The following is a 12,728-nucleotide window of genomic DNA, read 5'->3' as shown; positions in this document are numbered from 1 at the left end:
GTGACCACGGCCGCCGCCGCCCCCGGGACCGCGACCGGCACCACGACCGGCAGCGGGACCGGCACCCCGACCCACTGTCCGTACTGCGCCCTCCAGTGCGCCATGACGCTGACCCCCGAGACCGGCTCAGGGCCCGCACCGGCCGGGCTGACCGTCACCCCGCGGGACTTCCCCACCAACCGGGGCGGTCTGTGCCAGAAGGGCTGGACCTCCGCACATCTGCTGGACTCGCCGGAGCGGCTGACCACCCCCCTCGTACGGGACGCCAAGGGCGCTCCGCTCCGCGAGGCGGGCTGGGACGAGGCACTCGGCCTGGTGGCCCGGCGCTTCGCGGCGCTGCGCGAGACGCATGGCGCGGACTCCGTTGCCGTCTTCGGCAGCGGCGGGCTGACGAACGAGAAGGCGTACACGCTCGGCAAGTTCGCCCGGGTCGCGCTCGGCACCTCGCAGATCGACTACAACGGACGGTTCTGCATGTCGTCGGCCGCGGCGGCCGGGAACAAGGCGTTCGGGCTCGACCGGGGGCTGCCGTTCCCCGTCACCGACCTGGACGACTCCGAGGCCGTGGTGCTGGTCGGCGCCAATCCCGCCGAGACGATGCCGCCGCTGATGGGCCACTTCGACCCCGCACGGCTGATCGTCGTCGACCCGCGCCGTACGGCGACCGCGCAGGCCGCGCTGGACGGTGGCGGCATCCACCTCCAGCCTGCTCCCGGCACGGACCTCGCGCTGGCGCTCGGGCTGCTCCATGTCGCGCTGGTGGAGGGCTACCTGGACACGCCGCAGCGCACCGCCTACCGCCGGGAGCGCACCGTGGGGTGGGAGGACGTGCGGCAGTGCGCCGCGCGCTGGTGGCCGGAGCGGACGGAACGGCTGACCGGGGTGGCAGCGGCCGATCTGCGCCGCGCCGCCGGCACGCTGGCCCGCGCCCGGCGCGCCCACATCCTCACCGGGCGCGGCGCCGAGCAGCACAGCAAGGGCGTCGACACCGTCTCCGCCTGGATCGACCTCGCCCTCGCGCTGGGCCTGCCCGGCACCCCCGGCTCCGGGTACGGCTGCCTGACCGGGCAGGGCAACGGGCAAGGCGGCCGGGAACACGGCCAGAAGGCCGACCAGCTGCCCGGCTACCGGCACATCGAGGACCCCGCGGCCCGCGAACACATCGCCAGTATCTGGGGAGTTGCGGCCGAGTCGCTGCCGGGTGCCGGACGCAGCGCCTGGGAGCTGCTGGACGCGCTCGGCACACCGGACGGCCCCGCGGCGCTGCTGGTGATGGGCTCCAACCCGGCCGTCTCCGCGCCCCGGGCACGCCGCGCCGTCGAGCGGCTGCGGGCGCTGGACTTCCTCGTTGTCGCCGACTTCCTCCGCTCGGAGACGGCCGAACTGGCCGACGTGGTGCTGCCGGTGACCATGTGGGCCGAGGAGTCCGGCACCATGACCAATCTGGAGGGCCGGGTGCTGCGGCGCCGCGCGGCCCAGTCCCCGCCGCCGGGCGTACGGACGGACCTGGAGGTGCTGCACGGGCTCGCCGTGCGGCTGGGCCGCGCCGAGCAGGAGTTCCCCGCCGACCCGGCGCCGGTCTTCGACGAACTGCGCCGCGCCTCGGCCGGCGGCACCGCCGACTACGCGGGCGCCGCACCGGAACTGCTGGACGCGGGCGAGGCCGTGTACTGGCCCGTACGCGAAGGCGGGGACGGCGGCACGGACACCGTCGGCACGCCGCGGCTCTTCCTCGACCGGTTCGCGCACCCCGACGGCCGGGCCCGCTTTCTGCCCGTCGAGCACCGGGACGCGGCCGAGCTGCCCGACGCCGAGCACCCGCTGTACGCCACCACCGGGCGGCAGTTGCAGCACTACCAGTCCGGCGCGCAGACCCGCCGGGTGCCCGAACTGCTGGCCTCCGCACCGGAGCCGTACGTGGAGGTGCACCCGGACACGGCCCGCCGCGCCGGGCTCGCCGACGGGGACACCGCGCGGATCGTCTCCCGGCGCGGGGCCGTCCTCGCGCGTACCCGCTGCGTGCCGAGCCTGCGCCCCGACACCGTCTTCCTGCCCTTCCACTTCCCGGGCGACGGGGCCGCCAACGCGCTCACCAACCCCGCGCTCGACCCGGTGAGCCGGATGCCGGAGTTCAAGCTGAGCGCCGTACGGCTGGAGCGCGCCGACGGGGGCGGCGCCGCCGGCCGGAGGGAGGCAGCGTGAACCGGGCACTGAACGTCGTGGTCGTCGGCAACGGAATGGTCGGCGCGCGGCTGCAGGAGGAGACGCTGCGGCGCGACCCGCGCAGCAGGCGGGTGCGGATGACCGTGCTGGGCGCCGAACCGGTCGGCGGCTACAACCGGGTGCTGCTGCCCGGGCTGCTGTCCGGCTCGCTGACGGAGGCCGATCTGGCACCGGAAGCGCCCGGCGAGAGCCCGCTGGCGACCGGCACCACCGTCACCGGCATCGACCGCGCGGCCCGCACCGTCAGCACCGCCGACGGACGGCAACTCCCGTACGACAGGCTCGTACTGGCCACCGGCGCCGCCACCGCCGTACCCCCGCTGCCCGGGCTGCGCGACGACACGGACGAGGGGAGCGGCACACTGGCGCGCGGCGTCACCGCGCTGCGTACGCTCGCGGACGCGCGCAGGCTGCGCCGCCTCGCCGACCGGGCCCGCGCTGTCGGCGCCCGGATCGCCGTGCTCGGCGGCGGCGTGCTCGGGCTGGAAGCAGCCCGCGCGCTGGTGGCCCGCGGTGTCGCCGTGACCGTCGTACACCCGGCGCCGCATGTGATGGACCGGCAGCTGGACGCGCCCGCCGGGCGGGTGCTGGGCCGGGCGCTGCGCCGTACCGGCATCGAGCAGCGGCTGGGTGTGATGGCGGTGCGCTGGGAGCCCGGCAAGGGCCTGCACCTGGACGACGGCAGCGTGCTGAACGCCGCCGGGCTGCTGCTGTGCACGGGTGCGCGGCCCGAGACCGGGCTCGCCGAGCAGTGCGGGCTGGACGTGGGCCCGGCCGGGATCACGGTCGACGACACCCTCACCACCTCCGACCCGGACATCTATGCGCTCGGCGACTGCGCCGACGCCGAACCCGGGCTCATCCAGCCCGGCTGGGAACAGGCGGCCGTCCTCGCCGACCGGCTGACCGGCGAGGACCCGTACGCGCGCTACCTCGGCAGCCCGCGGGTGACCCGGCTGAAGGCGGCCGGTATCGAACTGGCCTGCCTGGGCGACCCGTTCGTGGCCGACGACGGTTTCGCGGGGCACGCCCCGGCCGGTGGCGGCCCAGCCCAGGGAGACTTCGCGGACGACGGCGGCCCCGAGGTCCTGCGGCTGGAGGACCCGTCTCGGGAGCGGTACGCCAAGCTCGTGCTGCACGGCGACCGGGTCACCGGCGCCATCCTGCTCGGGGTGCCCGACGCCGCCGCCGGTCTCGTCCAGCTCTACGACAAGGGCGCCCCGGCCCCCTCCGACCGGCTCGCCCTCATGCTCGGCCGGGCACTGCCGCCCGAGACGGCGGGCGAGACCGGCGAGGCGCTGCCCGACCACGCGATGGTGTGCCGCTGCAACAGCGTCACCAAGGGCGCCCTGCGCTCGGCCTGGTACGACGGCGCCCGGTCGGCCCGCGAACTGGCCGACTCCACCCGCGCCACCACGGGCTGCGGCGGCTGCCGCGGCGCCGTCGAGAAGCTCGCCGCATGGCTCGCCGAGACCGACCCGCTCTCCAGCCGTGACACCCCTGCCACGACCGCCCCGAGGTGAACCCCATGACCAACTCGCACCCTGAAGCCCCGCGCAAGCTCGTCGTCGTCGGCCACGGCATGGTCGGCCACCGGCTGGTCGAAGCCCTCGACTCCCGTGACGCGGACCGGCAGTGGGAGATCACCGTGCTCGCCGAGGAGCAGCGTCCCGCCTACGACCGGGTGGCCCTCTCCTCCTGCTTCGACGGTGCCGACGAGAGCGCCCTGCGGCTGCCCGAGCACGACTCCGAGCGGATCGACCTGCGGCTGGGCGACCCGGCGTCCGAGATCGACCGCGACGCGAACGCCGTACTGACCGCGTCCGGCGAGAGGGTGCCGTACGACGCGCTCGTACTGGCCACCGGCTCACGGCCGTTCGTGCCGCCGCTGCCCGGCTCCACGTCCCCCGGCTGCCTCGTCTACCGCACCCTGGACGACATCGACGCCATCCGCGCGGCAGCCGAGAAGTCGGCCACCGGTCGGGGTGTCGTCGTCGGCGGCGGACTGCTCGGTCTGGAGGCCGCCAACGCGCTGCGGCTGCTGGGGCTGACCACCCACGTCGTGGAGATGGCCCCGCATCTGATGGCCGTCCAGCTCGACGAGGGCGGCGGCGCGCTGCTCGGCCGCATGGTGGGCGAGCTGGGCGTGGCCCTGCACACCGGAACCGGCACCAAGCAGGTCGTCACCGACCCGGAGACCGGCGCGGCGAGCGGCGTGGAGCTGACCGACGGCACCTTCCTGGAGACCGATGTGGTGGTCTTCGCCGCAGGCGTGAGGCCCCGCGACGAACTCGCCCGGGAGGCCGGGCTGGAGGTGGGGGAGCGCGGCGGCATCGTCGTGGACGAGAGCTGCCGGTCGGTGACGGACCCGCGGGTGTGGGCCGTCGGCGAGGTCGCCTGTATCGAGGGGCGGACCCTCGGCCTGGTCGCACCCGGGTACGCCATGGCCGAGACGGTCGCCGACCGGCTGCTGGGCGGCGAGGCCGGCTTCCCCGGCGCGGACACCGCGACCCAGCTCAAACTGCTCGGCGTCGGCGTCGCCTCGTTCGGCGACGCGCACGCCACCACGCCGGGCGCGCTGGAGGTCGTCCTCAACGACCCGGTCGCCGCCACCTACGGCAAGCTGGTCGTCTCCGACGACGCCAAGACGCTGCTCGGCGGCATCCTCGTCGGCGACACCTCCGGCTACCCGCTGCTGCGCCCGCTGGTCGGCAGCACGCTGCCCGCCGACCCGGCGACGCTGCTGGCCCCCGAGTCCGCGGGCGGCGCGGCAGCCGGGGGAGGGGTGGCCGGGCTGCCGGACAGCGCGCAGATCTGCAGCTGCCACGCCGTCACCAAGGGCGCGCTGACCGAGGCCATCGCCGAACAGGGCTGCGCCGACGTCCCCGCACTCAAGTCCTGCACCAAGGCCGGTACCGGCTGCGGCTCCTGCGTACCCGCGCTCAAGCAGATCCTCGAAGCAGCGGGCGTCGAGCAGTCCAAGGCGCTGTGCGAGCACTTCGACCACTCGCGGGCCGAGCTGTTCGAGATCGTCGCAGCCACCGGCATCACCACCTTCTCGCAGCTGGTGGCCGAGCACGGGCGCGGGCGCGGCTGCGACGTGTGCAAGCCCGCCGTCGCCGCGATCCTCGCCTCCCGCGACAGCGGCACCCACATCCTGGACGGCGAACGCGGCGGCCTCCAGGACACCAACGACCGCTACCTGGCCAATATGCAGCGCAACGGCACCTACTCCGTCGTGCCCCGCGTCCCCGGCGGCGAGATCACCCCGGCCCGCCTCATCGTGCTCGGCGAGGTGGCCCGCGACTTCGGCCTCTACACCAAGATCACCGGCGGGCAGCGCATCGATCTGTTCGGCGCCCGCCTCGAACAGCTCCCCGCCATCTGGCGCCGGCTCACCGACGCCGGCTTCGAGTCCGGGCACGCCTACGGCAAGGCCGTCCGTACGGTGAAGTCCTGCGTGGGCTCCACCTGGTGCCGCTACGGCGTCCAGGACTCGGTCGGCCTCGCCATCGAACTGGAGCTGCGCTACCGGGGGCTGCGCGCCCCGCACAAGCTCAAGGCGGGCGTCTCCGGCTGCGCCCGCGAGTGTGCGGAGGCCCGCAGCAAGGACTTCGGCATCATCGCCACCGAGCAGGGCTGGAACCTCTACGTCGGCGGCAACGGCGGCTTCACCCCCCGCCATGCCGAACTCCTCGCGGCCGACCTGGACCATGACACCCTCGTCCGCACCATCGACCGCTTCCTGATGTTCTACATCCGCACCGCCGACCGCCTCCAGCGCACCGCCGCCTGGCTCGAAGCCCTCGAAGGCGGCCTCGACCACCTGCGGGCCGTGATCATGGACGACTCGCTCGGCATCTGCGACGAACTCGACGCCGCCATGGAACGGCACGTCGCCGACTACCACGACGAGTGGCGCGGCGTCCTGGAGGACCCCGAGAAGCTGGCCCGCTTCACCTCCTTCGTCAACGCCCCCGAGACCCCCGACCCGGCGATCTCCTTCGCCGTCGAGCGGGAGCAGCCGGTCCCGGTGCCCGGCCCGGTGGCCCTCGGCATGCCGAAGATGCCCGCCGCCGAGGGCGCGAGCGCCCGATGAAGACATCCGTCCCTGCGAGCCGAAAGGTGACTGCCATGACCGCCATGACCACCAGCCCCACGACCGACTGGGCCGCCGTCTGCCCGCTGGACGTCCTCCCCGTCGAGCAGGGCCGCGCGGCACTGCTGCCGGACGGCAGCGCGGTCGCCCTCTTCCGGCTGCACACCGGCGAGATCTACGCCGTCGGGAATCTGGACCCCTTCAGCGGGGCACCCGTCATCTGCCACGGCATCGTCGGCGACCGGAACGGTGTCCCCGTCGTCACCGGGCCGCTGGGCAAGGAGACCTTCGAGCTGTCGACCGGCCGCTGCCTGGACGACGAGGCCGTCCGGCTCCCCGTCCACGAAGTGCGGCTGACCGGCCGAGTGATCGAGGTCTCGGCCCCGCGAAACACGGTGGAAACGCTGGTCGGGGGACGATGAACAGCACGCAGCCCCCACGTAAGGACTGAGAGGAGACGCGGTGTCGGCACCTGACCCGTCGCGGAGCCGTACGGGATCCGTTCCCCCGCTGGCGGGGTTCACCGTCGCGGTCACTGCAGCGCGCCGGGCCGAGGAGCTGGGCGCGCTGCTGGAGCGGCGCGGCGCCGAGGTCGTCCACGCGCCCGCCCTGCGCATCGTCCCGCTCGCGGACGACGTCGAACTGCGGGACGCCACCAAGGAGCTGGTGGCCCGCCCGCCGGATGTGACCGTCGCCACCACCGGCATCGGCTTCCGCGGCTGGATGGAGGCCGCGGACGGCTGGGGCGAGGGCGAGGCCCTGCGCGGTGCCCTCGCGGTCGGCGAACTGCTGGCCCGCGGTCCCAAGGCGTGCGGCGCGCTCCGTGCCGCGGGCCTGCGGGAAGCCTGGTCCCCGGCCTCGGAGTCCTCCACCGAGGTTCTCGAACGCCTGCTGGCCCGCGACGACCTGGACGGGCTGCGGATCGCCGTCCAGCTGCACGGCGAACCGCTGCGGGACTTCATCGACGCGCTGCGCGGCGCCGGTTCCGAGGTGGTACCGGTGCCCGTCTACCGGTGGACGGGCCCGGTCGACCCCGGCCCTCTCGACCGGCTCATCGACGCCGTACTGGGCGGCGGCGTGGACGCCCTCACCTTCACCAGCGCCCTGGCCGCCGCCGGGCTCTACGCCCGCGCCGAGGAAGGCGGCCTCACCGAGGAACTGACCCAGGCGCTGCGCGGCCGCACCCAGGTCGCCTGCGTCGGCCCCGTCACGGCCGCGCCGCTGCTGGCCCGGGACATCCCCGCCTACTGGCCGGAGCGGTTCCGGGTCGGCGCCCTCGTCCGGCTGCTGTGCGAACGGCTGCCCGCCACCGCGCCCATGCTGCCCGCCGCCGGGCACATGCTGGAGGTACGCGGCACCGCGGCGCTGCTCGACGGCGAGCTGCGGCCCGTCAGCCCCGGCCCCATGGCCATCCTGCGGGCCCTGGCCCGCCACCCGGGCCAGGTGATGTCCTGCGCCGACCTGCTGCCGTACCTGCCCGGCGGCGGCACCGACGAGCACGCCGTCGAAGCCGCCGTCGCCCGGCTACGGACCTCACTGGGGGTCTCCGCCGTCGTGCAGACCGTCACCAAGCGCGGCTATCGCATCGCCCTCGACCCAGCCTCGGTCTCATCGGTCTGCGAGTCCGACGCATGACGGTGCTGCTCGTCGCGCACGGCACCCGGCACCTCGCCGGTGCGCGCACCGTGCGGGAGCTGGCCGACGGGGTCGCAGCGCGGCTGGGGCAGCCGGTCACCGTCGCTTACGCGGACGTACGGGGGCCGACCGTCGCGGACGCCCTCGCCCGGCTGCCCGGCCCCGTCACCCTCGTCCCCGCCTTCCTCGCCTCCGGCTACCACGTGCGGGCCGACATACCTGCGCAGGTCGCTGCCGCGGGGCGTACCGCGGACGTGACCATGACCCCCGCCCTGGGGGCCGATCCCGCGCTGCTGGCAGCGCTCGTCGACCGGCTCGCCGAGGCGGGCGTACGGGAGGGGGATGCCGTCGTGCTGGCCGCCGCCGGGTCCTCCGACGCGGGGGCCCGCGCCGAGGCCCACGCCATGGCGCGGCGACTCGGCCGCCTTCTGCGGGGGCCCGTTCCCGTTGCCTGGGCCGCCACCGCGGAGCCCGCTGTCGCGGAGGAAGTGGCTCGTCTGCGGAGTTCTGGGGCCGCGCGTGTTGCCGTCGCCACCTGGTTGTTGGCGCCCGGCCTGTTCGCCGACCGGCTCCGCGCCGCCGGCGCCGACGTCGTCGCCCCGCCCCTGGGAGCCCACCCCCGCGTGACCGCCACCCTCGCCGGGAGGGTGCACTCCCGGCTTGCCGCTGCCGTGAGCTGAGGGCCCAACCCTGGGCCCCCTCCCTTTGTTGGGGGCTCCGCCCCCAAGCTCCGTCTGAGGTTGGAGCATGGGCGCTCTCACCCACCCCAGATATGGGCGCCACGTGCAGACAAAAGGCAGCAACTGCTGGCGGAGATCCCTCACGTCAATAGATCAAGGTCTTGCGGAAGGGGGGTTCTAGGGGGGCGAAGCCCACCTGGCGGGGGGCCGTTGGGGGGCGGAGCCCCCCGACACGACCTGTCGGCGGCAGCCGAAAAACAAGGGGGGCGTGCCCCCACAAGCACCGGCAGGCAGCCGAAAACGAAACGAGGCGTGCCCCCACAAGCGACGGCCCTCACGGGGGTGCCCCCACAAGCGACGGCGGTCCACATGGCGGACGCCCCAATGGTGGGCCCGCGGAGCGTATGGCATACTCCCTCGCAGGTCACGAGCGACAGCGACAAAGGCCCCGGCCCGCTGTCCGGCAACCCTCCGTCCGTGGCGGGGTGCCCCGGGTGATGACCAGGCCGTAGGACAGCAAGGTCTACGGCAAGCGCGGATCCCTCTCCGCCAGGGGTCCTGGTCTACGAGGGAGCCTTCTGTGAGCAAGCGAATGCGCTAGGGCCGGCGGGCGGCACTTTTCAACGCGCCCCGGCCCTCCCACTGTTCCGCCGTCAGGCGACAGCACACGGCATCACCATGCCGTGATTCCCGCGCAACTCACTTCCTTCACCTTGCCCGGAGTACTGCCATGTCTTCCGCCACCACCTTTGCCCCCTCTTGTACCCCCGCCGGCACCCCCTCTCGCAGCGGCGAGCCCCTCCCCGTGTTGGGCCGCGACGTCCAGGTGCCGCTCGTCACCGGCGGCGAAACGCCGTACGCGGCGCTGGACTACGCGGCGAGCGCCCCCGCGCTACAGCGTGTATGGGACGACGTGGCGGCGTACGCGCCGTACTACGGCAGCGTGCACCGCGGCGCCGGCTATCTCTCCCAGTTGTCGACGGAACTGTTCGAGCAGAGCAGGCAGACCGTCGCCGAGTTCCTCGGCTGCCGCGAGGGCGACCAGGTCGTCTTCACCCGGGCGACAACCGACTCCCTCAACCTCCTTGCGGCGGCACTTCCCAACGGCACCAGGGTGTTCGTGTTCGAGACCGAGCACCACGCCTCCCTCCTCCCGTGGCGGGCGCACGACGTGACGTATCTGGACGCGCCCCGCTCGCCCGAACAGGCCGTCGCCACACTGGAGTCGGCGCTGCACGCGGCGCCCGCCGGGCCGAAGCTGGTCTGCGTGACGGGTGCCTCGAACGTCACCGGCGAGGTGTGGCCGGTGCGCGAGCTGGCCCGCGCGGCGCACCGGCACGGCGCGCGGCTGGTACTGGACGCGGCGCAGCTCGCCCCGCACCGCCCCGTCAGCCTGACGGAACTGGAGGCGGACTGGGTGGCGTTCTCCGGGCACAAGCTGTACGCGCCCTTCGGCGCGGGCGTCCTGGCCGGCCGCGCCGACTGGCTGCGCGCTGCGGAGCCGTATCTGGCGGGTGGCGGCGCGAGCCGCCGCGTGACCCGCAGCGCGGACGGCACCGTAGAGGTGGAGTGGCAGCACAACGAGGCCCGGCACGAGGCGGGCTCGCCCAACGTGATCGGCGCGTACGCCGTCGCGTCCGCCTGCCGGGCGCTGACCGAGGCCGGGTTCGACCGCCTCGTCGCCCGCGAGGAGGAGCTGCTGGGCCGGCTCCGTACCGGCCTGGCCGACGTCCCCGAGGTGAAGGTGCTCTCCCTCTTCGGGGAGGACGCCGACCGGGTCGGCGTGGCCTCCTTCGTCGTCGACGGCTGGAACAGCTCGCACTTCGCGGCGGCGCTCTCCGCCGAGTACGGGATCGGCGTCCGCGACGGCCTCTTCTGCGCCCACCCGCTGCTGCGTACCCTCCTCGGGCAGGAGGGCGACACCCCCGGCGAGTGCGGAGCGCCCGAGGCGGCGCCCGGGGAACGGTCGCTGAACGCGATCCGCGTCAGCTTCGGCGCCGGGACGCCGGACGAGCACGTGGACCGGTTCGTCGCCGCCGTACGGGAGTTGGTGCGGGACGGCGCGCGCTGGACCTACCGTACGGAGGACGGCCGCTGCGTCCCGGAGACACCCGGGCACGCCGGGAGCTGAGCTCAGTAGGCCACCGTGAACCGCACCCGGTGGTGCTTGGGCCGCTCCGCTTCGTCGAGCAGGGCCACGGCGAAGTCCTCCATGGAGAGGGCGGAGCGGCCCGCGTCGTCCAGCAGCAGTTCGTCGGCGCCGAGCCGGTAGCGGCCGGTGCGCCGTCCCGGCTCCAGCAGCGCGGGCGGGCTGACGTACGCCCAGTCCAGGTGGGCCGGGGCGTGCCGCAGGACCACCGCGTACTGCTCGTTGCACGCCTCGGCGATGGGGCGCCATTCCTCGGGGACGTAGCGCGGGTCGTCGCTGACCCGGACGCGGCCCTCGGTGCCCGGCACCGTGAGGCTGCCCGCGCCGCCGACGAGCAGCAGTCGTACGCCGGTGGTACCGAGCCCGGCCAGCAGGCCGCGTGCTGCCAGCAGCAGCCCTTCCTCGTTGCCGGGCGCGGGGCGGGTGGCGCTGACGACCAGGTCCTGGCCGTCGCTGAGGGCCGCCACGTCACCGGCGTCGGCCGCGTCGCCCACCCGGTGAGTGGCCCCGGGGTGCAGCGCGGTGAAGCGGGCGGGGTCGCGGACGACCGCTGTGACCTCATGGCCGCGGGAGAGGGCCTCGGTGACCAGTCGGCTGCCGACGTTGCCCGCCGCGCCGAAGACGGTTATGCGCATGGTGCTCAACTCCTCGGTGAGAACTACTTGTCGACAAGTGTTCAGGGCTATATGTGGTCACTGGGCGGTGCGCCGAGCGGTGCCGAGCCGCTCCAGCGCCCACACCGCGAGGGCGCCCGCAGCCAGCCCTGCCCCCAGCAGGCACACCCCGCTCCAGCCCGCGTGCGTCCACACCACGGCGGTCAGCGCGGAGCCGGTGGCGCCGCCGATGAAGAAGCTGGTCATGAAGACGGAGTTGAGGCGGTTACGGGCCTCGGGGCGCAGCGCGTACAGCACCGTCTGGCTGCTGTTGAGCACGGCTTGCTGGCCGACGTTCAGCACGACGATGCCCAACGACAGCCACAGCAGGGAGCGTTCACCTGCCAGGAGCAGCAGCCAGCCGCCGCCGAGCAGGACGATGCCGGATCCGGTCACGTACTGCACGAATCCGCGGTCGTTCAGCCTCCCGGCGAAAGTCATCGCCAGCACTCCCACGGCCCCGAGCAGTCCGAAGAGGCCGATCGCTCCCTCCGACCAGTTGAAGGGCGGCCGGGCCAGCAGGAAGGTGAGCGCGGTGAGCTGCACGCTGTACGAGGCGAGGGAGAGGCCGCCGAGCACCGAGCGGTGGCGCAGCAGGGGTTCTTCGCGCAGCAGGGCCAGGGAGGAGCGCAGCAGCGCGGGGTAGGACAGCTGGGCCGTGGACCGTACGCGCGGCAGACAGCGGTGCAGCGCCACGGCCATCACGGCGACGGGTATCGCGCCGGCCCAGTACACGGTGCGCCATCCGCCGAGCCCGGCCAGCGCGCCGGAGACGGTACGGGCGAGCAGCCCGCCCAGCAGCACCCCGGACATCACGGTGGCCACGGCCCGCCCGCGCGCCTCGTCCGGGGCGAGGGCCGCCGCGTAGCCGACGACGACCTGCGCGCCGACCGCCGTCAGCGCCACGGCCACGGTGCCCGCCAGCAGCAGCGGGCCGTTGGGCGCTGCGGCCGTCAGCGCGAGGAACAGCGCGGTCGCCGCCAGCAGTCCCACCGCGAGGCGGCGCCGGTCGAGCACGTCCCCGAGCGGGACGATCAGCAGCAGGCCGAGCGCGTATCCGGCCTGCGAGGCGGTCACCAGCAGGCCCGCGAGGGTGGTGCCGATGTGCAGATCGCGGGTGATGAGGTCGAGGAGGGGCTGGGCGAAGTAGTTGCCCGCGCAGGAGAGGCCGGTGGCGACGGCCATCAGGAGCAGCAGCCTGCGGCTGGGCGCGGCGGCTCCGGCTGCGGGGTCGGCCTCGGCGGGCCTCGTGGGCCGGGCGTCGGCAGCGGTTTCGGTCATGCGATCAG

At 74.4% G+C, this 12,728-nt stretch carries 9 protein-coding genes and 1 riboswitch; of the genes, 7 read left to right on the top strand and 2 right to left on the bottom strand.

All coding sequences use genetic code 11. The features are described from left to right. From ACTWP9_RS17555 to ACTWP9_RS17525, 7 genes are all read left to right on the top strand, one after another. Positions 1 to 2,202: a molybdopterin oxidoreductase family protein gene (locus ACTWP9_RS17555; RefSeq protein WP_443247113.1), complete on the top strand. Its 2,202-nt coding sequence runs from the start codon at positions 1 to 3 to the stop codon at positions 2,200 to 2,202. Continuing rightward, a complete protein-coding gene (locus ACTWP9_RS17550) occupies positions 2,199 to 3,746 on the top strand; it encodes an FAD-dependent oxidoreductase (protein WP_443247112.1) in 1,548 nt (515 codons plus the stop codon). Before ACTWP9_RS17555 ends, ACTWP9_RS17550 begins: the two co-directional genes overlap by 4 nt. Positions 3,747 to 3,751: 5 nt before the next feature. Beyond that, a complete protein-coding gene (gene nirB, locus ACTWP9_RS17545; protein ID WP_443247111.1) occupies positions 3,752 to 6,322 on the top strand; it encodes a nitrite reductase large subunit NirB in 2,571 nt (856 codons plus the stop codon). 35 nt (positions 6,323 to 6,357) lie between these two features. After that, on the top strand, positions 6,358 to 6,744 hold the full coding sequence (gene nirD / locus ACTWP9_RS17540) for a nitrite reductase small subunit NirD (protein WP_443247110.1): 387 nt from the start codon (positions 6,358 to 6,360) through the stop codon (positions 6,742 to 6,744). A 40-nt stretch (positions 6,745 to 6,784) separates the two neighbouring features. Then, positions 6,785 to 7,957, top strand: a complete 1,173-nt coding sequence (locus ACTWP9_RS17535; protein ID WP_443247109.1) for a uroporphyrinogen-III synthase — start codon at positions 6,785 to 6,787, stop codon at positions 7,955 to 7,957. Beyond that, positions 7,954 to 8,637, top strand: a complete 684-nt coding sequence (locus ACTWP9_RS17530; protein ID WP_443247108.1) for a sirohydrochlorin chelatase — start codon at positions 7,954 to 7,956, stop codon at positions 8,635 to 8,637. Before ACTWP9_RS17535 ends, ACTWP9_RS17530 begins: the two co-directional genes overlap by 4 nt. Before the next feature lie 422 nt (positions 8,638 to 9,059). Continuing rightward, a riboswitch (SAM riboswitch) is annotated at positions 9,060 to 9,178 on the top strand. A gap of 189 nt (positions 9,179 to 9,367) precedes the next feature. After that, positions 9,368 to 10,768 (top strand): aminotransferase class V-fold PLP-dependent enzyme, encoded by a 1,401-nt coding sequence (locus ACTWP9_RS17525; protein ID WP_443247107.1) that lies wholly within the window; start codon positions 9,368 to 9,370, stop codon positions 10,766 to 10,768. 2 nt (positions 10,769 to 10,770) lie between these two features. On the opposite strand, the gene ACTWP9_RS17520 is transcribed toward ACTWP9_RS17525, so the two are convergent. Continuing rightward, positions 10,771 to 11,421, bottom strand: coding sequence for an NAD(P)-dependent oxidoreductase (locus ACTWP9_RS17520; RefSeq protein ID WP_443247106.1), 651 nt, complete (start codon positions 11,419 to 11,421; stop codon positions 10,771 to 10,773). Positions 11,422 to 11,478: 57 nt separating this feature from the next. Then, on the bottom strand, positions 11,479 to 12,720 hold the full coding sequence (locus ACTWP9_RS17515; protein WP_443247105.1) for an MFS transporter: 1,242 nt from the start codon (positions 12,718 to 12,720) through the stop codon (positions 11,479 to 11,481). Positions 12,721 to 12,728 lie beyond the last annotated feature (8 nt).

Source organism: Streptomyces sp. 3N207 (assembly GCF_052246355.1).
GTDB lineage: Bacteria > Actinomycetota > Actinomycetes > Streptomycetales > Streptomycetaceae > Streptomyces.
Note: the sequence above shows the minus strand (reverse complement) of the source record. Positions and strands in the feature narration are given on the sequence as shown.

What these genes read in the sequence shown, in the direction of transcription:
- nirB (WP_443247111.1), top strand. Translation starts at nt 3,752, where the DNA reads ATGACCAACTCGCACCCTGAAGCCCCGCGCAAGCTCGTCGTCGTCGGC.
- nirD (WP_443247110.1), top strand. Translation starts at nt 6,358, where the DNA reads ATGACCGCCATGACCACCAGCCCCACGACCGACTGGGCCGCCGTCTGC.
- ACTWP9_RS17530 (WP_443247108.1), top strand. Translation starts at nt 7,954, where the DNA reads ATGACGGTGCTGCTCGTCGCGCACGGCACCCGGCACCTCGCCGGTGCG.
- ACTWP9_RS17525 (WP_443247107.1), top strand. Translation starts at nt 9,368, where the DNA reads ATGTCTTCCGCCACCACCTTTGCCCCCTCTTGTACCCCCGCCGGCACC.
- ACTWP9_RS17520 (WP_443247106.1), bottom strand. Translation starts at nt 11,421, where the DNA reads ATGCGCATAACCGTCTTCGGCGCGGCGGGCAACGTCGGCAGCCGACTG.
- ACTWP9_RS17515 (WP_443247105.1), bottom strand. Translation starts at nt 12,720, where the DNA reads ATGACCGAAACCGCTGCCGACGCCCGGCCCACGAGGCCCGCCGAGGCC.